At 46.0% G+C, this 22,826-nt stretch carries 18 protein-coding genes; 7 read left to right on the top strand and 11 right to left on the bottom strand.

Annotated elements, in window-relative coordinates; translation table 11 throughout:
* The first annotated feature begins 85 nt into the window (after nt 1-85).
* The 7 genes from ABW391_RS03350 to ABW391_RS03320 all read left to right on the top strand — a co-directional run bounded on the left by ABW391_RS03350 (nt 86) and on the right by ABW391_RS03320 (nt 7,843).
* A complete protein-coding gene (locus ABW391_RS03350; RefSeq protein WP_353480410.1) occupies nt 86-583 on the top strand; it encodes an outer membrane beta-barrel protein in 498 nt (165 codons plus the stop codon).
* 364 nt (nt 584-947) lie between these two features.
* Nucleotides 948-1,364, top strand: a complete 417-nt coding sequence (locus tag ABW391_RS03345) for a hypothetical protein (RefSeq protein ID WP_353480409.1) — start codon at nt 948-950, stop codon at nt 1,362-1,364.
* A gap of 221 nt (nt 1,365-1,585) precedes the next feature.
* Nucleotides 1,586-3,601 (top strand): DUF6807 family protein, encoded by a 2,016-nt coding sequence (locus ABW391_RS03340; RefSeq protein WP_353480408.1) that lies wholly within the window; start codon nt 1,586-1,588, stop codon nt 3,599-3,601.
* Between the two features lie 11 nt (nt 3,602-3,612).
* The gene (locus ABW391_RS03335; protein WP_353480407.1) at nt 3,613-5,016 is read left to right on the top strand and encodes a Gfo/Idh/MocA family protein; all 1,404 of its coding nucleotides are present in this window, start codon (nt 3,613-3,615) and stop codon (nt 5,014-5,016) included.
* 82 nt (nt 5,017-5,098) lie between these two features.
* Nucleotides 5,099-6,499, top strand: coding sequence for a putative oxidoreductase C-terminal domain-containing protein (locus ABW391_RS03330; protein ID WP_353480406.1), 1,401 nt, complete (start codon nt 5,099-5,101; stop codon nt 6,497-6,499).
* 15 nt (nt 6,500-6,514) lie between these two features.
* Entirely contained in the window at nt 6,515-7,342 is an 828-nt protein-coding gene (locus ABW391_RS03325) for a DKNYY domain-containing protein (RefSeq protein ID WP_353480405.1), read from the top strand.
* 60 nt (nt 7,343-7,402) lie between these two features.
* Nucleotides 7,403-7,843, top strand: coding sequence for a hypothetical protein (locus tag ABW391_RS03320; RefSeq protein WP_353480404.1), 441 nt, complete (start codon nt 7,403-7,405; stop codon nt 7,841-7,843).
* A 179-nt stretch (nt 7,844-8,022) separates the two neighbouring features.
* On the opposite strand, the gene ABW391_RS03315 is transcribed toward ABW391_RS03320, so the two are convergent.
* From ABW391_RS03315 to ABW391_RS03265, 11 genes are all read right to left on the bottom strand, one after another.
* Entirely contained in the window at nt 8,023-9,030 is a 1,008-nt protein-coding gene (locus ABW391_RS03315) for a sugar phosphate isomerase/epimerase family protein (RefSeq protein WP_353480403.1), read from the bottom strand.
* Between the two features lie 66 nt (nt 9,031-9,096).
* Nucleotides 9,097-10,464 (bottom strand): ATP-binding protein, encoded by a 1,368-nt coding sequence (locus tag ABW391_RS03310; protein ID WP_353480402.1) that lies wholly within the window; start codon nt 10,462-10,464, stop codon nt 9,097-9,099.
* Between the two features lie 99 nt (nt 10,465-10,563).
* Nucleotides 10,564-12,564 (bottom strand): ATP-binding protein, encoded by a 2,001-nt coding sequence (locus ABW391_RS03305; RefSeq protein WP_353480401.1) that lies wholly within the window; start codon nt 12,562-12,564, stop codon nt 10,564-10,566.
* Nucleotides 12,565-12,602: 38 nt separating this feature from the next.
* Entirely contained in the window at nt 12,603-12,872 is a 270-nt protein-coding gene (locus ABW391_RS03300) for a hypothetical protein (RefSeq protein ID WP_353480400.1), read from the bottom strand.
* A 426-nt stretch (nt 12,873-13,298) separates the two neighbouring features.
* Nucleotides 13,299-13,859: a DJ-1/PfpI family protein gene (locus ABW391_RS03295; protein ID WP_353480399.1), complete on the bottom strand. Its 561-nt coding sequence runs from the start codon at nt 13,857-13,859 to the stop codon at nt 13,299-13,301.
* A gap of 407 nt (nt 13,860-14,266) precedes the next feature.
* Complete coding sequence (locus ABW391_RS03290) at nt 14,267-16,384, bottom strand: TonB-dependent receptor domain-containing protein (RefSeq protein ID WP_353480398.1); 2,118 nt, start codon at nt 16,382-16,384, stop codon at nt 14,267-14,269.
* Nucleotides 16,381-16,704 carry a carboxypeptidase regulatory-like domain-containing protein gene (locus tag ABW391_RS03285; protein ID WP_353480397.1) on the bottom strand — a complete coding sequence of 108 codons (324 nt, stop codon included), beginning with the start codon at nt 16,702-16,704 and terminating at the stop codon, nt 16,381-16,383. Before ABW391_RS03285 ends, ABW391_RS03290 begins: the two co-directional genes overlap by 4 nt.
* Nucleotides 16,705-16,730: 26 nt before the next feature.
* Complete coding sequence (locus ABW391_RS03280) at nt 16,731-17,051, bottom strand: hypothetical protein (protein ID WP_353480396.1); 321 nt, start codon at nt 17,049-17,051, stop codon at nt 16,731-16,733.
* A 127-nt stretch (nt 17,052-17,178) separates the two neighbouring features.
* Entirely contained in the window at nt 17,179-20,124 is a 2,946-nt protein-coding gene (locus tag ABW391_RS03275) for a TonB-dependent receptor (protein WP_353480395.1), read from the bottom strand.
* 307 nt (nt 20,125-20,431) lie between these two features.
* Nucleotides 20,432-21,625: an acetyltransferase domain-containing protein gene (locus ABW391_RS03270; protein WP_353480394.1), complete on the bottom strand. Its 1,194-nt coding sequence runs from the start codon at nt 21,623-21,625 to the stop codon at nt 20,432-20,434.
* 33 nt (nt 21,626-21,658) lie between these two features.
* The gene (locus ABW391_RS03265) at nt 21,659-22,696 is read right to left on the bottom strand and encodes a proline iminopeptidase-family hydrolase (RefSeq protein ID WP_353480393.1); all 1,038 of its coding nucleotides are present in this window, start codon (nt 22,694-22,696) and stop codon (nt 21,659-21,661) included.
* Nucleotides 22,697-22,826: the final 130 nt, after the last annotated feature.

Raw genomic sequence — 22,826 nt, 5'->3', positions numbered from 1 at the left:
TCTATTTTTTGTTAAAAAAATCCTAATCTCAAGGTTGTTGAATACTATTTAACTTGTTTGGGTCATTTATTAAAAAAATCAATACATGAAAAAATTGAAATACCTCCCTTTTATTTTGGCATTGTTTTGGATGTGTAACCATGTACAAGCCCAAGTTCGGGTTGGTGGTGGCTTCACTTACGGCACTAAATTTGAAAAACCTGGTTTGTTTGCCCGCGGCGAGTTTCAGATTCCTGATAAAGATTTTGGAATTGTTGGTTCGGTCAATTACTATTTGCCAAAAGAAGACAAAAACCTGGGCGTGAGTGAAACCCGACTTGCACTCAATCTGGACGGCATGTACACTTTTGCCAGCAATGATTTTTTGGACATTTATGGCTTGGGAGGGCTCAACGTACTGACCTATTCCCGAAAAATCACCGGCTTTAAAGATAAAACCTCTGATACGAAATTTGGATTTGGAGTTGGCGGCGGCATTCGCTATATTCTGGAAAGCAATCTGGTGCCAATGGCCGAAGTGCGCTACATCAACGGTGGCCAGGATGAATTTGTGGTAAATATTGGGGTGCTATATAAGTTTTAGGTCTTACACAAAACCTTTCACCCAGCTTTTTGCTACCGAATTCTAAAAAAAGCGAACATAAGCTTGCATACTACGTAAAAAAGTCACATTTTTGTAAAAGTTTAATGAAGATCCTTTCCCCCTTGGGTCTGCTCAATACGTGTCAAACAAATCAAGTCTCAGAACAACTGTTGTTTATGAAACAGTTGACTAATCAAGTAACCGAATAAGTATGTTTTGCTCTTTTACTTTTGGTGACTTTTTGCGTCATAAGTAAACGATGTAGATTACACTAAAGCAGGATTTGTAATCGAAGGTGCAACTAAAAAATTAACCATGAACAATTACCTACACATAAACCGTGTAGCGCGTTAAACACTTTAACATGAGAAAACTAATTCTTGCGATTTCCTTTTTTGGAACATTTGCTGTCGCAGGATTCGCACAAGAGTTTCAAATTGCCTGCACCAATGGTTATTTGAATAACAACACCTTCTGCTGTGGTTACACAAAAGCGAATCAAGCCAATGTAGGAGTGATTAAGTTCCCTACTTTTGCGCCGCCTTTCAATGTTGGCGTCGTTTATACTTGGTATGCCCAACATCCAAGTGGCCCCAAAACCTGGGAAACACCCGTATCCGGAAGAACAGTTCCCCTCCCTTGGTCTGGTACCTATGAGATCTTTGTTATAATTCATTTTGTTGACAAAGAGTCATTAAGGCGTGTTGCAACGTATCGTTCAAACACTATTTCCGTACAGGCGTTAACATGTCCGGACAATAAAGACCTGAGTCAGCACTAAAGACTAAACTAGACCATAAGGAACGGAAACTGTTCTTATGGTCTAGTTTTATTTGGTTGAGATTGAAGCTGCACCCTATATAAAATACCTACCTCGAAACTCGCTTTTCTACAAAATTCTTCGTCAACCAAGTGAATTATCCCTGGATTTTTCTACTTTTAGTCGCACGATTTGGTTACCCGATTGGTCAATCCATTTGGAAAAGATCGAAGAATTCAAATATGAACAAACAACGAACATTAGCATTGATCATTTTGCTTTGCGGCAGCGTGATCAGCAGCTCAGTCCATGCTCAGGATCGAGCATTGCTTACTTTTTCCGTTTCCAGCGGTGATTTCGAGCGCAACAGCAGCCCCGTAAGTGTGGCTTTAGATGGAATTGCCCTACCTGAATCCTCCAGTGGCTATCAGTTGTTGGAACTTACCTCAAAAGGAAAAATTTCCGTCCCATTTCAAATCGAGCAGGGCACGAATAAACGGCTCTACTGGATCTTATCTGGAATTACGCCCAATGGTACAAAACGCTTATTTGAATTGCGTACTGGCACGGCATCCAACAGCAGCACCAATTCTATTGTAGCCCTTAGGGACAAAGAAGCCATCGTTTTTCAACACAATGGCCGCAATTTACTCCGCTATCAATATGCCGAGGCCAGTGTTCCCGCAGGAAAATCCGATTTGTTTCGCCGGGGCGGCTTCATCCACCCGCTCTGGTCACCCAAAGGAGAAGTACTCACCCGAATACAACCACCAGATCACCTTCACCATTACGGCATCTGGAATCCCTGGACAAGCACAGAATTTGAACACCGTAAACTGGATTTCTGGAATTTGTACAAAGCGGAAGGTACCGTCAAAGTCAATGGCCTGCCTGTAACTACCCAAGGGCCCGTACTTGGCACATTAAGCGCCCGGCACGAGCACGTAGACCTTACTGCACCCAGCCCAACTGGATCTAAAGCAGCGTTGGAAGAAGAGTGGAACATCAAGGTATGGAATTCTGGTACTGACCAAGGCCCGCAATTGGTTGATTTTCAATCTACCCTCTATTGTGCTACCGATAGCCTGTTTACCATTAAAGCCTATACCTACCAAGGATTTGGATTTCGGGCAACCGAAAAATGGGACGACAAAACCGCGCGTTTGCTCACTTCAGAAGGCAAAGGCAAAGGCGACGGCAATGGAACCCGTGCCCGCTGGATTGATGCACGTGGGGCGTCCAATTTTGGCAAATCGGGCATTTTGTTCATGACCCACCCATTGAACCACAATTTTCCCGAACAATTGCGCCTCTGGGGCATTGGTCAAAACCAAGGCAAGGAAAATGTATTCCTTAATTTCAATCCCGCTCAAGAACAAGATTGGGTGCTCAAACCCGGCAATGCTTACACCTTGAATTACCGCATGTTGGTGTACGATGGAGAACTAACGCCTGAGCTCCTGGAAAAATACTGGCAAGACTACGCCAACCCTCCGAAAGTAGAAGTGATTCTTCGGCAACTGGGCAGCCCTAAAAAAGTGCTGGTGTACACCAAAAACGGCAAGGGCTACGTCCACGAGAACATCCCCAGCTCCATAGAAGCGATCCGCAAACTTGGCGCTGCCAATGGATTTGGGGTTGATACGACCAGTAATCCAGCACTCATTACCGCCGAAAACCTCCAACAATACCAAGCAATTATTCTATCCAATACCAACAACGAGACTTTTGATACCGAAGCTCAAAAACTGGCTTTCCAGCGCTATATTCAGGCGGGAGGGGGCATGGTGGCCATTCACTCTGCTTCTGGTTCGGAGCGGCAATGGCCCTGGTTTTGGCGCACCTTGGGCGGAAAATTTCGCCGTCACCCCCCACTTCAGCAGTTTGACATTCAGGTGGTCGACCCCATTCATCCGTCTACTCTACATCTGCCCCCAACCTGGGTCTGGGAAGATGAGTGTTACTACCTCGATCAACTCAATCCAGGCATGCATGTATTGCTTGCAGCCAATGTGGGCAAGATTGCGGATGATAAAAAAGGAGAATACCCTGGTAATACCTTTGGCACTTTGATGCCCATTTGCTGGTCACAAGAAACAGGCCTTGGTCGAAGTTGGTACACCGCGTTGGGCCACAAAAAGGAATACTACTCCGATCCAACTTATTTGACCCACCTGCTAGGAGGAATCCTGTGGGTACTCGACGGAAGCGAAAAACTGGACTACAGCAAAGCTTCAAAAAATTTGATAACCGAATAAGCTTAATAGCCATGCAAAAAAACAAAAAGCCGGGTATGTCCCGCCGCGAATATTTAAAGACCGCCCTCAGCGGCTCCATTGGTATGATGGTACTACCCAACATTGTACCGGCTTCAGTTTTGGGAAAAAATGCGCCCAGCAATCAAATCCAGATCGGCCAGATTGGTTTCGGACGCATCGGGATGACCCACGATTTGCCCGATACCCTGCGTTTTGATGCCGCCAGAGTAATGGCGGTGTGCGATGTAGACAGCAAGCGCAAGGAATACGGCAAACAGTGGATTGAAAAATGGTACACCGAGAAAAAGCAGAAGTCCAACTATGTCGACGTCAAAATGTACGACGACTACCGCGAAATGCTGATGAACCCGGAAATTGATGCAGTGATCATCAGTACACCCGATCATTGGCATGCACAACCTGCCATAGAAGCAGCACTAGCTGGCAAACATATTTACTTGCAAAAACCTGCCGCACTCACCATTGCCGAAGGCCGCGCCATGAGCGATGCCGTGCACAAATCTGGAGTGGTCTTTCAAATTGGTAGCCAGCAACGCTCGCAAAATCCCTGGCCACAATTCAAACGCGCTTGTGAATTGGTGCGCAATGGCCGCATCGGAAAAATACATACTGTCAAAATCGGTCTCCCTGGTGATCCAAGCGGCGATGTAGAAGTAGAAATGCCCATCCCAAAAACCCTGAATTACGACATGTGGCTGGGCTCTACGCCCAACGTGTACTACACCGAAAAACGGGTTCACCCCCAGGTTGGTTTTGACCGCCCAGGTTGGTTGCGTTGTGAGCAGTTTGGCGCTGGAATGATCACCGGTTGGGGAGCACACCACATCGATACTGCCCATTGGGGCATGGACACCGAGCATACCGGCCCCATTGAAGTCAAGGCAACGGCCAAGTTTCCAAGCAGCGGCCTTTGGAATGTCCATGGCGACTTCCTGGCGGAAGCCAAATACGCCAATGGTGTCAAGATGATGGTCAGTGGCGCTTTCCCCAATGGCGTGCGTTTTGAAGGCAGCGAGGGCTGGATTTTTGTATCAAGGGGGAATGTAGGCGTAACCGCCAGCGATCCGGCCAATGCCAAGAATTCGGAAGCATTTAGCGCCAGCGATCCAAAGATTCTGCAATCCATCATCAAACCGGATGAAATCCATCTGTACCATTCTGAAGATCAACACGGGAATTGGCTGGATTGCATCCGCGACAACAAAACCACCGTTGCACCCGTAGAAGTGGCGCACCGCTCTACCTCAGCTTGTTTGGTTATCCATGCAGCGATGAAACTGGGCCGTACCCTCCATTGGGATCCCATTCGTGAACGCTTCAAAAACGATGACGAAGCCAATGCAATGGTGTCTCGGCCACAACGGTATCCGTACGGAACTACTCATGTGAAGTAAAAATATAAGATTCAGGGATTGGAGGGTAGTGCTTGCACCTGCCTTTCAATCCCAGTTTTTTGCCAGAATAAAAAACAGTTTTATGTTCAAATCAGCCATTCCATTCCTTTCTATAGCCATTTTATTTTTTGCTTGTAATACCGCCAAAACTCAATCAAAAAGCATGAAACTCAGCGGAGCCAGCAAGGAAATCAAACTGATAACCCTCGATCCAGGCCACTTCCACGCGGCTTTGGTGCAAAAAAACAACTATACACAGGTTGATCCAACCGTACACATTTATGCCCCGGATGGGCCCGAGTTAAAAGCGCATCTGGCCCGCATTGAAAGCTACAACAAACGGACCAGCGAGCCAACCAACTGGGTATCGAAAGTATACACAGGCTCCGATTATTTGTCAAAAATGATTGCCGAAAAATCAGGAAATGTAGTGGTCATTTCAGGCAACAACGCCCAAAAGACCCATTACATCCAGTCTTGCATTGAAGCGGGCATCAATGTGCTGGCCGATAAACCGATGGCCATCAAACCTGCTGATTTCCTGCGCTTGCAAGAACTTTTTCCGCTGGCCAAAAAGAAAGGCGTATTGCTGTATGACATCATGACCGAGCGCCACGAGATCAGTACGGTTTTGCAACGGGAGTTGTCCAAAATACCCGCCTTGTTTGGCACTTTGGAGAAAGGTACGCCCGACAATCCAGCGATTACCAAAGAGAGCGTACACCATTTTTTCAAGTACGTTTCTGGTGCGCCATTGATTCGTCCAGCCTGGTTTTTTGATGTAGAACAACAGGGAGAAGGCGTGGTGGATGTATCGACTCACTTGGTAGACCTCGTGTTGTGGGAATGTTTCCCGGAGCAAAGCATCAGTTACCAAAAAGACATTCAAATGCAGTCGGCCAAAAGAGCTGCAACCGACCTGACTAGTGCCCAATTCAAACTGGTGACCGGCTTGCCAGGTTTTCCGGGCTTTTTGAAAAAAGACCTGAGCAAAGATTCTACACTTAAGGTATTCTCTAATGGCGAAACCCATTTCAGCGTCAAAGGCGTACACGCCAAGGTTTCGGTCATCTGGAATTTCCAGGCACCCGAAGGCGCTGGAGATACCCACTTCTCGATCATGCGGGGGACAAAAGCAAATCTGATCATCCGCCAAAGTGCCGCAGAAAAATACCGTCCGGTGTTGTACGTAGAGCCACTTGCCAATGTGGACCGCAACGCTGCTGAAATGGCCCTCAAAGCCGCTATTCAGCAATTGAACGCAACGCAGTTCAAAGGACTTGCTTACGAACCGACCGAAAAAGGTTGGAAAATCAGCATTCCTGAATCTTACAATGTGGGTCACGAAGCGCATTTTTCCCAAGTAACCGAAAAGTATTTGCTTTATCTTGCGGAAGGAAAACTCCCGGCGTGGGAGGTGCCCAACATGCTAGCCAAATATTACGTTACGACCAAAGCTTATGAATTGAGTCGATCCAAATAACCTAAATAAAATGCCATGCTAAAAAGAATTACTGCCCTGGGTTTAGCAATTTTAGGTTTGATGCTCAAAAGCTGCATACCGGATGGATTAAAAAATGGCTACTACATCGAAGACAAGCAGGTCTTCCATTATCATGGTTTTCCAGCGAACCGCAATGTGATTAAACAAGCTGATTACAAGTCATTCAAGATCATCAACACGGAATATGGCAAAGACAAAACACAGGTGTATTATTACGGCAGAGTTATTCCCAAAGCCGATCCGACTTCTTTTGAATTTTTAGCGAGCGCATACTCCCGGGACAAACATTATGGTTTTTCCCGCGATGAAATTATCAGCAATGACGGTGCTCATTTCAGCATCGTTCCCAATCCCGACCAAAAACCGGGCAATGTTTTACCGGAGGTCGTAGTGTATGTCCGTGATCGCCAAAAAGTGTATCGTGACGTAGTTCCTGTGGAGGGTGCCGATCCCGCTACATTTGAATTTGTACCCATGTTCAATGGAAACTACCTGGCTCGAGATCAATATCATGTTTATTGGCAAGATCGCCCGTTGGAAGGAGTAGATGGGAAATCTTTCGCAAAGGTCAGCGAATTCCATTTTAAAGACAAAACCCGAGCATGGACATTGTCTTTGGGGCGAGAAATTGGATGGAAACCCTTTGAGGGGGTAGATTTGGCTACTTTTGAAGGGTTTAAGCAGGTTTATGCCAAAGACAAAAACCGCGTTTATTACGAAGATCGCATCGTAGCAGGAGCTGATTTGGCCTCTTTCGAAGAATTAGAGAACCATCAGGCCAAGGACAAGAACGGGATGTATCAATCAGGTAGAAAACAATAAGGAACTTTGTAGGTAGGTCGAATGTTTAATTTTTGATTTTGAAAAAAGCTTACATGCAATATGGAATCTTTAGACATCAACAATACCACCGAAACTCACCACTTGTTTCCCAGTGGGGAATGGGAGGGCTTTTATATTTATGAAGAAGGCCCAGCTTCACAACGCTCGATGATGTATTTTACCTTGTCCTTTGAAAACAAAGTGGTAACCGGGGGCGGAAGTGACAATGTTGGCTCTTTTACTTGGAAAGGAACCTACGATACCCAAGCACTTTGGTGCAAAATGACCAAACACTACGTTACCCATACCGTAGATTACGATGGCCACGTAGACGAAAACGGGATTTGGGGCAAGTGGACTATTTCGTTGCGATCATTTGTATTTTCCACGGGAGGTTTTCACATCTGGCCCAAAAAGACGGAAGAAGTAGCAGAGTCTGCCGAAGTAGAGCGTATAGAATTGGATGTAAAAGTTAAGGTGCCCGTTGTTGTAACGGTTTAGGCTCGGGATTTTATTGATATATTTTTGATTTTAGTTTCGTCTTTTGGATGATCTCAAAAGGGAATTTCAGCGGTTTATTTCGCGCAGATTCACACAGATTTTTTCGCAGATTTTATACAGAAAAAATCTGCGTAGCATCTGTGAAAAAATCTGTGAAACATCTGCGTGAAACAGCGTTTTTACATCAATATCTTCTTCGTAAATTCCACACATTTCCCGACTTCCTTCACCGCATCAGAGCCTGTGGGAACGGCGTATTCCAACTCAACCGTGGCAGGGAATTTGTATTTTTTGGTCTTCATCAAAGTCAAAATCTCCTTAATGGGCGTATCGCCTTGGCCCCATTCCAGGTTACCAGCACCGTGCTCAGGAGTGGTGCGGTCTTTCATGTGCATACTGGTGATGCGATCGTGTTTGGCTTCGATCAGTGCCAACAAGGTTTCTTTGGTGTTTTTGCCGCCTGCGGCGATGTAGTGGCCACAATCCAAATTGAGTGAATTGTATGGAGATTGGGCAAGCGCTACATCCCAAAGCACATCGGTAGCCTGAGTATGGGCGTGGTAGCCGATGTATACTTTGTGCTTGGCCCCCAGATCACCGAGGCGTTGGGTTTGAGCGGCATCAGTAGGCATTTCTAAGGTAACTGAAGTTGCTCCTAACGCTTTTGCTGCTTTCAAACCGTATTCTACTTCGGCATCCGAGTTGTTGGGGCCAAAAGCGTTGGGCTTATACGCATAGATTTTCACGCCAGCAGCATTGAATTTTTTGCGGATTTCCTTGAATTTATCCATTGATACGGTTGCGCGCCATTCTGCCACTTGTTTGTTGTACGCTGCAATTTGCGCTTTTTGTTCATCGGTCAACTGCGGACGTTGTCCAGGAGGGGTGCCAGCTGGAGGAGGCCCCATGCGGATTGGATTTTGGTTTTTGGGCTTTCCAGCGTATTCCTCCGTAGGATCGCCCATCAGTTCAATGGCGCTAATGTTGCTTTCCACACAAAATTGCAGTAGTTTGTCTACGTCATGCGGCATGCTGCGGAAAGAATAGGTAATGGCTCCGATTTGTACGCCGCCAAATTTGGAATTGGGCTTGCTCAACAGCCAATTCAGGGCTGGATTGAAGCTATAGCCAAGCAAAGCCAGCAGACTGACGGCGAAAAAGCTACGCCGTAAAAATGTGTTTTTCATTGTTTAAAGTTTGATTGCGAGTTGATGATACAAGATACTACTGGGGAGTGCTGAAGAAGAAGAAAGTTAGGTTTGTTTTTGCAGTAATCCTACTGTAGTCCCAAACCAGGCCAAATATTTTTCCAATTGTCCGGTGAGGTAATAGGGTAAATTGAGCAACTGGTACACTTTTCCGTTTGGAGTCTCCAGGGTATTTGTGCTTAGTTTTCCTCCATAAACCCTCACAGCCATGGGTTGAGGGGAATGCTCCATAAAAGCGTGTAAAGACCTTAAACGACCTGTAGCACCTGATTTTACTTCAATGGGTATGATATGGCCATCATAAATGTAAACATAGTCAACCTCGGCGGTCGCGTCTTTCTTTTCACGCGTCCAGAAATGGAGTTCACTGAGGACGTTGTATTGTGTGGCCAAGAGTTCCTGTCCTACTATATGTTCGGCTACCTTGCCCTTGTACACAAGGTCTAAATCAGGCGTGGCAATGATTTCTTTTTGAATTCCAGCCAAATGATTCATCAAACCCGTGTCTAGTAATTGCAAACGGGGTGATTTCTTTTTGTCAGGAAAGAGTGGTAAGGAAGTACCCGTGCAAGGATAGACCAAATACAAGAGTAGTGCCTTTTCGATGGTTCTGACAGCTTCACCCACTTCTCTGCTGCCATAGTTGGACTGTCCAAAATGTTGAAATTTGATGCGATTTCCTGCTTCTACACTCATGCTTTTGATTACATGCCGGATTACTTGTACCATGGTATTGTTGCGGGCATATTTCTCAACATCATTCATATACGAAACCAATAGGGATTCATAGATAGGAATCAATGCAGTGAAGTTACGGTTTTCAACATAATGGGCGATGATTTCAGGCATCCCACCAATGAGGGTATAAGTGTGGAAAAGTTGTAGCAATTTATCATGGGCAAAATCAGCAACAGGGATCGTACGGTATTGTTGCAGTGCAGCATTTTCGCCCATCGCGTCTAAAAATTCTTCAAAAGACATGGGGCGTAAAACTTTAAACTCAACCCGACCTACGGGCATGGTCATATTTTCGTTCAAAACGGCTTCAAGGAGTGATCCCGCAGCGATGACGTGCAATTGAGGGAAGTCTTCATAAAAATACCTCAAAAGGTTCAGAGCTTCCGGTACTTCCTGAATCTCATCGATAAAAATCAAGGTGTCTGCTTGTTGAATGTCTTTGTCTTTCAGGAAGAAAATGGCTTCAACTAGGGTAGCAAAGCGGGTATAATTTTGGAAAATAGCGGCATCTTCTTTCCTTTCTAGATTCAGATAGATATACTGCTGATATTGATTTGCGAATTCCTGGATGACAGTTGTTTTCCCAACCTGTCTTGCCCCTCTAATAATCAATGGCTTGCGGTTATTGGAACGTCGCCACTTAACGAGTTCTTCAAGGATGTTGCGATGATACATAGCTTATATTTTCAAATAGCGACAGTAAATTTATTTCTTTTTTGTAATAAAAAGGTAGTAATTGATGGTTCTTTTTGAAATAAATTGATAGCTTTTATTTTAGATGGGAATTTTTATGGTGAAGATTGTCCCATTCTCCCGCTTACTTTCTACTTCCAAAGTCCCCCTATGTCCCTTGGTCACAATGTCATACGCCAAACTCAGCCCCAAACCCGTCCCTTGCCCGGTCGGCTTGGTGGTGAAAAAGGGCTGAAAAATCTTGTCTTTGATTTCTTCGGAAATACCATTACCGTTGTCTTTTACACTGATTTCGATGGCATTTTCGGCTTCGGCTGCACTTCGGCTTCGCTCAGTGTTAACGCTCAGCCACCGAGTGCTAACGGTTACGGTAGGGGCGTAACCTTCAATCTGTTGTTTTGCCTTTTCTGCGGCAGCATAAAAGGCGTTGTTGATCAAGTTCAACAGCACACGGCCAATGTCCTGTGGTATGACGGAAACCAACGGCAAATCTGGGTCAAAATGCGTCTCCATCGTTGCATTGAAGCTGCTGTCTTTCGCGCGCAGGCCGTGATAGGCGAGCCGCAGGTATTCATCAGCCAACGCATTGAGATCGGTTGGTTCTTTTACACCTGTACTGGTTCGGGAGTGTTCGAGCATACCTTTGACAATGGAGGCAGCGCGTTGGCCGTGGTGGTTGATGCGTTCTTCGTTGGTGTCCAAATCTCTGGCAATTGCGATACCTTCTTTGATGTTTCCTTTCAACAGTTCTTCTTTCATTTCGGTGATCAGGTCGCGGTTGAGTTCCGAGAAGTTGTTGACGAAGTTCAGCGGGTTCTGAATCTCATGGGCGATGCCAGCTGTCAACTCACCGAGAGAGGCCAGTTTTTCGGATTGGATGAGTTGGGATTGGGTGGATTTGAGCAGGTTGAGGGTACTTTGAATTTCTTCTTTTTGAGTTAACAAAAGGGCATTGGCCACTTGTTTTTGACGGTTGTTGCGGTAAAGGATGAAAGCAATCAACAGAACAACACCCAAAACGGCCAGCAGTGCATAGAGCCGGACTCGATTTTTAAAAGCAATCTCCCTGGCCACGATCATTCTTTCACTTTTTGCAGCCCGTTCCCGTTCCTCAAAGGCTAATTTTTCGATCTGTCGCCCTTTTTCTTGACTAAAGAGACTGTCTTTAGTGGCGGAGGCGATGACAAGGTAATTGAGTGCTTCTGCGGCATTTGAGTTTTTATACAATTCAAAAAGCAAATTTGCGGCCTGAATGACGTATAAATTTAGTTTTCTTTCCTGAAAAATTTGGAGAGCTTTTTTGGCGCAATACCTGGCTGAATCCAGCTCATTCCTATCGCGGTAGATACGGGCCATTCCCAGATAAGCCTGGCCGTCATTCTGGCCATTGGGCGGGAAAGCTTCGCCTATAGCAGCTATAGAGCGCAGAAAATAGCTCATGGCGAGTTCTTTCTGGCCTTTTTGGTAATACACTTCACCAAAATGTATATCAAAACTCTGAGGACTTAGAGGTTTGTCTGACTGCAAAGCGTACGCATACCCTTTTTGAAGATAGACCAGCGCTGAGTCCGGAAATCCATTATCTTTATAAGTGTATCCGATTGCTGTATTGATGGGGATAACACTTTGGGTGATGTTCAATTTCTCCATTAGTGCTTTACATTGAAATTCGTATTGAAGTGCCTTTTGTTGGTCAAACCTGCCGAATGCATACCCTAAATAAGCCAACGCATTTACCAGTTGGAATGAATCTTTGGTCTTTTCACAAAGCTGCTTTGTTTCCATCAGCATTAAGATGGACTTGTAGTAGTTTCGTTCAACTGAAATAAATGCTACCCAGTTGCCACACAGAATCACCCCTTTATCATAATGTATCCGTTTGGCCAAAGCGAATCCTTTCATTCCGTAATCAATAGAGGCTTGGCCTTGAGAAGCTCTCATTAACTTTTCATACAACAAGACTTTGGTGGTATCACTTTTTGCTTTGGAAAATTCTTGTTTTAAACTGTCTAAAACGGGGGTTTGCCCAAAGCCAAGGCAAAGCTTAAAAAAGACCAAGAACAAAAACGGTAGATTTTTCATGCGCAAGGGTGATTATTTTGTTGGGAATGCCTAAGTATTTACTTCACCGCCGCCATCTGCACTACCTGCTTTTGCGCACAATATGCACAAGTGGTAGCCTCCGCATCATAAACATGCTCCTCAAAAAACACTGAGCGTTCCTGGCTCACTACCGGGCAGCTCTTCAAATGTACGATACCACTGTGATCGTGGCCAAGCTCATCCCATTGTTTCAGGATTGGCGTTTTGTAAGCTCCACAGCTTTGGAACCCGATGATCAAAACAAGGATGAACCAATAAGTACGAGTGTTTTGAATTTGCTTTTTCATGGTTTAGCGATTAAAGTGATCAATAAATGATGATGGATTAAAAATACAGCCAGGATCACTTCAATGCTAGGACAAATCTCCGAATGGACTGTATGGCTTTCCGGTTGGTAAGAATTGGCCTCCGAATGAAATGCTGGGCAGTGCCAAAACCTGGAGATTGGCACTGCCCAACGGCAGGGTCGATTGGTTCTAATGTTGAAATGCTAAACATTTGATTTTGGCTGCGCCAAAAAGATAATTCACCACGACGTACACGACGATCACGACGTTTTGCTCCGCACCACACGACGCAAGCGTCGTGTTCAAATCGCGCGAAGTGCGAAAACGTCGTGATCGTCGTGTCGTCGTGGTGAATAAAACAAGCAGCGAAGCTGCGCTTTAGCCGCTCGAATTAGAACCAATCGACCCTGGCCCAACGGGAGATATTTAGCCCTTCAAACACTCAAACACCAGCCGATAAAAATCGGGATGTGATTGCCAGGTTTGCCCCGTCACATAACGGCCATCTTGTACGGCTTCGGATTTGCCCACGAAGGTGCCACCGCAAGATTCCACTTCAAAGCGGACGTTCTCGTAGCAAGTCAGGGTTCTGCCTTTGACCAGGCCTGCGGCGGTCAAAATTTGAATGCCGTGGCAAATGGAAAAAATGTACTTCTCGTCGCGGTCAAATTCCCGTACGATGTCAATCACTTTGGCATCGTGGCGCAAAAACTCGGGTGCCCGGCCACCCAGTAGCAATACGGCCAGGTAATCCTGGGTGTTGACTTCGGAAAAAGCGATATCCGATTCCACAAGGTATCCGGGCTTTTCGATGTAAGTATCCCAACCTGGTTCAAAATCGTGGATGACCAAATTCATGCGTTTTTTGCTAGGGGCAGCAATAACGGACTGGTAGCCAGCTTCTTCAAAGCGGTGTTTGGCATAAAGGCATTCGTAACTTTCGCCGGCATCGCCGGTGATGATGAGAATTTTTGCTTTGGTGGACATAATGTCGTTGTTTGTTTATTGTCGTGGGGTATAAAGTTACTTCACCCGCCCATATTTCCGCAACAACTCCATCACTTTCTTCTGCGGCAAAGCATAAGCCTTATTGCCATTGATCTCCAGGGCTGTTAAGTTCTGTTTTCTCAGGGGTAAAAGCCCCGCTAGGGGCGTGATGTGGGTAGAAAACAATTGCAGCAGACCTTCTCAAAGTCCCGTAGGGACGAAATGTGGGTATCCTTCGAGACAAAACACCCACATTTCGTCCCTACGGGACTCGGAAAATCCTGGATATCCCGATACTACCCATATTTCGCCCCTAGCGGGGCTTATCGCCATGTAATAGAACTTAACAGCCCTGCCATTGATCCCCTCCATCATTCTTTAGGTCAGAGACTAGGTCACAACTTGGGTTAATTAGTGACTCTACCACGTTCTTCTTCAGCGCCAGTGGCTCTTTGTCGGTTACCTTTTAGCTGCTTATTGCCGAAATTGCGAGAATAAGAGAGTTTAAAGGTGCGTTGACTGAAATCCAACACGATTGTGCTTACGACATTGTATTCTGGTAAGTTGGTTCCAAGGCGCAATTTTGCTGAATTCAGTACATCGTCGATGCCAAAACGTAGGGTACCCAGGTTGTCTTTGAATTTCTTCTGAATCCCAATATTCAGTACCCCAAAAGGTAGCGTGACTGCTGCCCCGGATAAGGCTTTGGTCTGGTATACGCCCACCATTTCGGCGCTGAAATCTTTGGGTAAGGTAAAATTGTTGATCCAAACCAACTGCAGGTTTTGGTTGTGTACCTGAATGAGGTTTTTATCAAAATAGGCATTTACTTCCTGCCAGGTAGCAATCAGGTTGTTCTGCATGTTCCACCATTTGGTCAAGGTGATCGGCAGGGCAAAGACCAATGCGGCAGACTTGCGGTTTTTCATATTCTGGGCGGCATAAAGAACTTTTTTGGTACCCGCTATTACCTTCGGCTGAAAAAGGGAGATGGTACTGTCTTCCACTGAATACAACACGGAAATCAAGGTCGATTTGTAGCGGTAATCCAATTTCAAACTGTTGGAAAAAGAAGGTTGCAAAGCGGCATTGCCCGACAAAAAGGTATTGGGGTCAACAAAAAATACAAAAGGAGCCAGATCGTTGAAGGTCGGGCGGGTGATCCGCCGGCCATAAGAGATGTTGGCAGAATGGTTTTCGTTAAACGTTCGAGCCAGGTAAAAACTGGGGAATAACCGACCATAGTGCCTATCTACAATATTGGCTTGTTCTTTGGTGCCCAGGTTGGAGTTGGTGTATTCATAGCGCAGGCCCAGTTTCATGCTGGTTTTGTCGTCCAGTTTTACATCAAAGGAGCTAAAGGCTGCGAAGATGCTTTCCTCCAGACGGTATTTTGCGGTGAGACTGGGGTCTTTTACCTGAATGCCATTCTTGATCATGGCTGCGGTCACATCATTGTCAAAGCGAGAAAGGGTGCCTTTAACACCAAGATCCATTTTGAGCGCATCAGAAAAGCGCTTGCTGTAATTCAAACTGCTCACCCCCACATTAATGGGAGTCAGCTTTCCACTGAAACTTTGCTCCTGGAACAGGAATTTGTTCGAACCATCGAGGTAGGAGGTGTAATAATTGGCGGGTTGGTTGTTGTAATAATGGAGGTAGTCTGCATCAAAGGTCAATGATTCGCCATCGTTAAAAGTGTGCTGCAGATTGAGGTTGCCCGCCAAATTTTGCCAATGGTTGATTTCGTCTACCTTAATGTTCAATAGGGTATCGGTGATGCCATTCCGCGATTGGGTAGATTGGCTTATTCCGAGTTGGTTATACTGGTTGTCATACCCTGAGATGAGCACACCGAGGATGGTTTTTTTAGTCAACTCCAGGTCTACCCCCAGTCGAAGGTTGTGGTTGCGCTGTGCCGATGGATTGCGCACACTTTCTATCAGGGTACGAATGGTTGCGCCATTCAATTGCACTTCCCGGTCCAGGCTGGAAGTAAATTCCTGGTCTCTTCGGTTATACGAGTAGTCGCCATACAGGTTGAAGTTTTTTTTGCGGTAATTAAAATTGATCCCACCCGCGAGTATACTGCCCTTGCCGAATCCACCAGTCAGGGAATAAGCGCCATTCAGCCCAAGATCGTTCGACTGTTTTAGCACAATGTTGATAAATCCGGCATTACCTTCGGCATCGAAATTGGCTGGCGGGGTAGTAATGAGTTCGATTCTTTTGATGTTGTTGGAGGGCATCCCGGCCAACAATTGCACCACCGCACTAATGGGCATCCGGTTTATTTTGCCATTCATCATCACAATGACGCCCTCTTTACCCGTCATGGCAATGGTATTGTTTTGGCGATTGACGACCACGCCGGGTGAACGCTCCAAAATCTCGAGTGCAGTCGCTCCAGCAGCGGTAATGCTGTTTTCCACATTGATCAGCATCCGGTCGATTTTTTGCTCGAAGAGTGGCTTTTTGGCCACGACGTCCACGGCCTCCAACAGGGCTACATCCTCTTTAATCACCAAGTTCCCCAGTTCCTTGATCGGTTTTTATTTTTTACTTCAAAAACAGTACTGCGGTAGGTTTGAAAGCCAATCATGCTGATTTCCAGTAGGTAAGTGCCGTCGTTTACGTCGTCTATCCTAAATAGGCCATCCTTTTCGGTGATGGTGCCTTTGACCAGGGAAGTGTCGCTTGCTTTTAACAGGAGCACGTTGGCAAAAGCCAGGGGTGTTTCCTTTTCATTGAATACAACAGTACTGATTTGTGCTTGAATCCCTTGATGAAGGAATAAGAACAGCACAAAAATGAACAGACGATTAAAAGGGTAATTGGTTCTCATGTCTCAGAGGGTTTATGTTGTTTGATTTAATCGGTGAAATGTTTGAACAAGCCAAGCAGGGTTGGCACCGTCACAAAATGCTGAGGACAGAGAGGGGAAACAAGCAGGATTTTCCCAATGGTAGGATTCATTCTCCGAATGGTAGGAAAATCCTTTCGAATGAAATGGAGGGGGGAGTAAAACAAGGGATTGATTTCATCATTGGGTAACTCGAATACCTGGGTGAATTTTTTGGGCTGAAAGGCACCAGGATTGCCCGTGGAGAAAGCGAGGAAAATGTCGCCAGAACCAGTCCAGTTGGAAAAGACCGCGACAAAAACACCCTCAGCGGGCAGGTGTTTGTTCATGGCCTCAAATTAATTATATCCACTTTATATTGCAAGGGCTGTCTCTGAACTTGCGTTCTGAGACAGCCCCACTACATATGCTTCTTTGGTCATCAAATCAGACAACCCACCCTGCTTGATTAGACTTTTATTGAATCGTGTATCCCAAACGTACAAAGGCAAAACGGCCATTGTAACCACCCTGATTGGGTTGAAACAACAACCGTCCCCGGTTAGAAGCATCTCTACCTGCGGAGTAATCTACGCTACCATAGGCATTGCGGGGATCGATGTAAATCTGATCCGGATAAACATCAAAAATATTGTTGGCACCCAGCGAGATGTTGAATGACTTTGATGCACGGAAACCCAGCACAAGGTCAGTAATCCATACAGGTGCAAAGGTCTGTTCGATCAAGGCTTTTCCACTTACATCGCGAGCAAATTGGGTGTTCCAGAAAGTACCATCCGCTTTTTTTGCTTCGGTATCCAGGTTGTGTACATATTTAGACTGCCCAAAACGTACGGCACGAATGGAGAAGTCAAATTTTCCAGTGGTATAAGTCAAGCTCAGGTTGATTTTGCTATTGGGCTGCCAAACTTCAATCCGTGAACGTTGCTGACGGTCAAACAAACGGTTTTTGAACCAGTCGTCTGGCGTTTTGGCTGGATCGTTTTTAGCCGGATCGTTGATCAATGGCGTGCTGTTGATGCCTGTCACTTCGTTTTTGTTGAAGTTGGCACCAACAGTAAAGTTGAGGCTACCTTTTCCAATAGGGAAACGGCTAAGGGCCACAATGTCAATCCCGGTCGTTTTGGTATTGGCCGCATTGGCAAAAAAGTTGACGTTGTTCACACCCAGGTATTCCGTAGCCGAAAAGCCTAAAAGAGACCGTGAAAATGCCCCTGAATAGACGATCCGGTCCTTGATGTCGATTTTGTAGGCATCTATTGTCACGGTCAGGATGCTATTGACTTTGGCCGTAATACCACCAGCGACACTGACTGAGGTTTCGGGACGCAAAGCATCTACTCCGATTTTTTCACGGGCGATGGGATTGTCGTTGTTAACGGTAAGGGTATTTGAAGGCAGACCACTTACAAACTGGGTACTGGTATTTTGAAAGTACCGCTGGTGCAGCGACGGGGCCCGAAAACCAGAGCTAACCGATCCTCGCAGTGCAATTTGTTCTGTAAGCTTCAAACGTGCGGTGACTTTGCCGCTGAAGTTGGAACCAAAGTCGCTGTAGTTTTCAAAACGTCCAGCAAGACCAATCATCAACCGATTGGCCAACTCCCCTTCGATATCGGTATAAAAACCCAGGTTCGTTCTGGCTTTATTGACTTCATCACTGGGCTGATAGCCCGGAAAAACCTGTGAGCCAGGAGCAGCAACCGCAGTTCCCTGGGCGGGGCCACCAACGGTTAACGGAGCGGTAGGAACGGTACGCCCATTGCCAAAGTAAGAATTGGTTTCACCCGCTACAATTTGGTAATGATCCCGACGATACTCTGATCCAAAAGCCAGGTTCAGGTTTTTGATGGGACCGACTTTCGCGAAGAGCCTGGAGATGTCCAGGTTGGTCGTATTTTGGTCAAACTTTAGCTTGCCCGCATCAAAGGTGGTAGGCTGGGTATCGCTGTTGGCTAGAGAAGCATTTCCGGAATTGAACACCGAAAACTGAAAACTGTTGGAACCAAAGGTGTTGCTCAAGTCTAAATCCCAATTATTGATGGTGGTTTTGTAGCCCAGGATTACCGAACGGTCGTTGATGTCGGATTCGATGCCCGGTAAAAAGCCATTGGGGTAAACGAGTGAACCATCTGCTTTAAGGGGCTGCTGATTCCTGGCAACAGGTACCCGGTAGTTGCCATAACCCTGCCCAGTGCGGTAGGTGATGCCGCCAGAAAAGTAGAGCTCAGATTTGTCTCCGGTTGGAATCCCGCCATTGATGAACACGCCGTAGTTCTGCGCGGTAGAGTTGCCAAAAACCATGTTGTGTCGATCGTAGTTGTTGCTGGTCGCAAGTCCCGCATCCGCAGCGATTAAACCTTTGCGGAAAGTAGCCTGATCCTGACCCGCAGGTGTGGCTGGGAAACTGCCATTGTTGCCAAGGTAGGTAGTGGGAATATTGTCGATGCCACTACGGTTCGTCTTTCCACGGTTGTTGTATTGTGCAGCAACGGTAAAACCGCCTTTGCCCAAACGAAATCCTTTCATGATGTCAATTTGAGCAACCTGGCCATCGGTAATACTTTCGCTGCGGCTATCGATCCCTCCAGTGATGTTGGGCACATTGTATTTCATGTTGGTGAAATTGGCTCCCGTAGTGAGGGATACTGCCAAGCCATCGTATTGCTTTTTCAATACAACGTTGATGACCCCGGCAATGGCATCGGATCCGTATTGGGCCGCAGCACCGTCGCGTAGAACTTCGATCCGTTCAATTGCAGCAACGGGAATCACGTTCATGTCCGTTCCAACCGATCCCCGGCCAACCGTTCCGTTGATGTTGACCAAAGCGGAGGTATGGCGTCGTTTTCCATTGAACAAAACCAGCACCTGATCTGGACCTAACCCACGCAATGAAGCGGGGTCAACGTGGTCTGTTCCATCCGCTACGGTCTGGCGATTGGAGTTGAAAGAAGGGGCTACATAGTTTAAAATTTGACCAACATCCGTTTGGGCAAAAATTTTAATTTCTTTCGCTGTGATCACATCGATGGGCACCGCAGATTGAGTACTGGTGCGGGCTGCAGCACGACTTCCCAGAACCACAAAATTGTCCAGTAATGCCCCAATCGTTAGCACTGCGTCAATTTTTGTCGATTCGCCGATTTGGACATCTTTAACTGTGTACCCTACGAATCCAAACACCAAAACGGTAGCACCGGAGGGAACCGCCAAAGAATACGCCCCGCTGATGTCTGTAACCGTTCCGGTAGTAGTGCCTTTGACCAATACAGTGGCTCCAATCAGGGGCTCATTGGAGTTGGCGTCAGTAACCACGCCAGTAATGGTTTTTTGGCCCCATAAAGTCAAAGCGCTTGCAAAAAATGCAACGAAGAGAAGTGTAAAATGCTTAAGTTTCATACTTATGTATTTATTTAAAATTCAAGTGAATGCGTATAAAATTCCACAGATTTCAGAATCACTTAGCGTGTGTTTGGATCTCTGGTTTGTAAGCACAAAAGAGCTGCGTTTAAAGGTGATAGTTTTTTTTTATCGTTCCGTAATTGATAAATGTAAACAAAATTATTTGTATTTCATCGTAAAGGACAAGGGCAAACGCATCAAATCGCTCAATCAACATAAAATCCGATATTGCACTTCAAAAAAATGAAGGATTCAAGATTTGATGCGTTTTTTAGAATATACCAGAAAGTTTACACTTTTATAATTACAAATAACTCAACCACCATTTCTCCGGATGCCCGGTTTTATAGCGATCATACCACCTGCATAGCGGATACAAGCCAGCTACAACCGCAATCCAAATCAAATACACGATTCCCAGATTAAACCCTTCCCCAGGGATCGCAAACAAAAAGGGGAATTGATTTTTGGTTGCGTAATCGATCGCATCTTGTACCGAATGCCCGCGAGCAAAAAAGCAGATGGCTGAACTGATGTGGATCAGGTAAAAATGGAGGATGTAGTAGAAAAAAGCCGTGCGGCCATATGTCCGCAAAACGCCGGTCACCCCATTATGCAAGCGCTCCAACCAGGCCAGCATCAAAAACGCCGGGCCGATCGTCATGCACAAGTACAGCAATGAAGGAGGGTATTTGCTGAGGTTTAAAAAGGAAAGTACGTTAAAAATGAAGTTTTTCTGAATGCTCCAATGGGCAGCGTCGCCATAAATATTCACCGACCGCAGCACGACCAGCAACAACAAACAGCCCAAGCCTATTCTGGTCAAAATTTTGCCCCGCTCCCCTACTCCGTATTTTGGAGAAAAATAGACTCCAGTGCAATAACCCAGTAGCATCAAACCCGTCCAGGGTACAAAGGGATACAGGATAAACAGCGCACGACCCGCAAAAAGTGGATAAACGCCCGACTTGTGCACCAGCATCCACCAGAATTTTGGTTGAAAGCCCTTAACCGACTCTGGGATGTCCAATAAGTTGTGCCCCAAAACAATGACCAGTCCTATTGCCAAAATAACTTTAAAAGGCAAGTGGATCAATGCACTCATGATCACCATGGTAATGCCAATGCACCAAATGACCTGCAAAATCAGTACATTGTACAAGGGGTTCAGGGTCAGGGCAAAAGTCATGATCACCAGCTCGACCAGGATCAACCATAAACCGCGTTTGAGGAGGAAAATGCTGAGTTCTCGCGGCGTCTTGCGCAAGCTTTGCAAGTAGATCGACGTACCCGACAAAAACACAAAGATCGGCGCACAGAAATGGGTGATCCAGCGGGTGAAAAACAAAATTGGCGTAGTGGTGGCCAAATCAAGTGGATCACCTGTAAACGCGCCAGCGTGAAAGAATTCCCTGACGTGATCCAGGGCCATGATGATCATCACGATGCCCCGGAGTACGTCAATGGATTCGATCCTGTTTTTGGGAACAACAGACATTGGATGGGTTATTTCAGGTGAAAATTTGGTGTTTTATTTCTGCTTCAAAAAAGCAAGCAATCCTGGAAAATAATGCTCTTGATCGTCCCACATACTCATGTGGCCGCCATTGGGGCAAAGTACAAACTGGCTATTCGGAAATTGAGTCGACATCCATTTCATGTACTCAGGATCCATCGTATCGTGGCTGGAGCCAATGACAAGGGTAGGCGTTTTGATTTTGGGCAAATCCGCGCTGACATCCCATTTTTCCAGTTTGCCCGAAATGCCAAACTCGCTGGGGCCTTGCATGGAGACGTAAATGGTGGAATTGACCTTGGCAAAAGTTCTATTTACGGCATCAGGCCATTCTGCGGAAGGTTTGCGCAGGATGTGTTTTTCGTAAAAATTCGGAATCAGCAACTCCATGTAGCGAGGGGCGGTGTATTGACCTTTGGCTTCCAGGTCTTGTACTTCTTTGAGCACTTTTGGATCCATTTGTTTGGACAATACATTGTCTGCATAAGCGCCGTACTTGGGGCAACTGGCCATCATGTTGCTCACGATCAAACCCTTGAGGTTTTGCTGGTACTTCAGCGCGTATTGCATGGCCAGGATACCGCCCCAGGAATGCCCAAGTAGGTAAAAATTGTCCTTGTTCAGTCCCAGTGCTTGTCGGACTTGTTCTACTTCTTCCACAAAGCGGGGCAGGTTCCACAGACTAGTATCTGCGGGTTGATCCGAATAAGCAGAGCCAAGTTGGTCGTAATAGATGAACTCAATGCCTTCCTGTGGCAAAAAACTTTCAAAGGATTCAAAATACTCATGGGTGCAAGCCGGGCCGCCGTGCAAAAGCAAGACTTTGATTTTGGGGTTGTTGCCAAAACGTTTGGTCCAGACTTTGAATTCCCCTTTGGGGGTTTTTATGGGAATGAGGCGCACACCACCGCTTTTGGGGCTTGCTTCGGCACTTGAAAAGTAATCACTCAACGTCGTTGTTGAGTCAGGTACAGACTTTTGTTCGCAAGCCGTGAACGCAAGAAATAGAGAAACAAAAAAACATACGGGTTTAAAGGCAAATGAATTGGACATTTTTCAAAAAATTAGCGGATTAAGAAGGTAATGACTGTTTGACGTATAAAGCTAACTCCCCTTGATCAATTCCACATAAAAGCGCACCATATTTTTGAAATCGGTGGTGCTGATGCATTGCAAGGATAAG

It is taken from the genome of Haliscomenobacter sp., assembly GCF_040403615.1.
In the GTDB taxonomy this organism is placed as follows: Bacteria; Bacteroidota; Bacteroidia; order Chitinophagales; family Saprospiraceae; genus Haliscomenobacter.
This window is presented reverse-complemented; position numbering and strand designations above follow the sequence as displayed.

What these genes read in the sequence shown, in the direction of transcription:
- ABW391_RS03350 (WP_353480410.1), top strand. Translation starts at nt 86, where the DNA reads ATGAAAAAATTGAAATACCTCCCTTTTATTTTGGCATTGTTTTGGATG.
- ABW391_RS03345 (WP_353480409.1), top strand. Translation starts at nt 948, where the DNA reads ATGAGAAAACTAATTCTTGCGATTTCCTTTTTTGGAACATTTGCTGTC.
- ABW391_RS03340 (WP_353480408.1), top strand. Translation starts at nt 1,586, where the DNA reads ATGAACAAACAACGAACATTAGCATTGATCATTTTGCTTTGCGGCAGC.
- ABW391_RS03335 (WP_353480407.1), top strand. Translation starts at nt 3,613, where the DNA reads ATGCAAAAAAACAAAAAGCCGGGTATGTCCCGCCGCGAATATTTAAAG.
- ABW391_RS03330 (WP_353480406.1), top strand. Translation starts at nt 5,099, where the DNA reads ATGTTCAAATCAGCCATTCCATTCCTTTCTATAGCCATTTTATTTTTT.
- ABW391_RS03325 (WP_353480405.1), top strand. Translation starts at nt 6,515, where the DNA reads ATGCTAAAAAGAATTACTGCCCTGGGTTTAGCAATTTTAGGTTTGATG.
- ABW391_RS03320 (WP_353480404.1), top strand. Translation starts at nt 7,403, where the DNA reads ATGGAATCTTTAGACATCAACAATACCACCGAAACTCACCACTTGTTT.
- ABW391_RS03315 (WP_353480403.1), bottom strand. Translation starts at nt 9,030, where the DNA reads ATGAAAAACACATTTTTACGGCGTAGCTTTTTCGCCGTCAGTCTGCTG.
- ABW391_RS03310 (WP_353480402.1), bottom strand. Translation starts at nt 10,464, where the DNA reads ATGTATCATCGCAACATCCTTGAAGAACTCGTTAAGTGGCGACGTTCC.
- ABW391_RS03305 (WP_353480401.1), bottom strand. Translation starts at nt 12,564, where the DNA reads ATGAAAAATCTACCGTTTTTGTTCTTGGTCTTTTTTAAGCTTTGCCTT.
- ABW391_RS03300 (WP_353480400.1), bottom strand. Translation starts at nt 12,872, where the DNA reads ATGAAAAAGCAAATTCAAAACACTCGTACTTATTGGTTCATCCTTGTT.
- ABW391_RS03295 (WP_353480399.1), bottom strand. Translation starts at nt 13,859, where the DNA reads ATGTCCACCAAAGCAAAAATTCTCATCATCACCGGCGATGCCGGCGAA.
- ABW391_RS03285 (WP_353480397.1), bottom strand. Translation starts at nt 16,704, where the DNA reads ATGAGAACCAATTACCCTTTTAATCGTCTGTTCATTTTTGTGCTGTTC.
- ABW391_RS03280 (WP_353480396.1), bottom strand. Translation starts at nt 17,051, where the DNA reads ATGAACAAACACCTGCCCGCTGAGGGTGTTTTTGTCGCGGTCTTTTCC.
- ABW391_RS03275 (WP_353480395.1), bottom strand. Translation starts at nt 20,124, where the DNA reads ATGAAACTTAAGCATTTTACACTTCTCTTCGTTGCATTTTTTGCAAGC.
- ABW391_RS03270 (WP_353480394.1), bottom strand. Translation starts at nt 21,625, where the DNA reads ATGTCTGTTGTTCCCAAAAACAGGATCGAATCCATTGACGTACTCCGG.
- ABW391_RS03265 (WP_353480393.1), bottom strand. Translation starts at nt 22,696, where the DNA reads ATGTCCAATTCATTTGCCTTTAAACCCGTATGTTTTTTTGTTTCTCTA.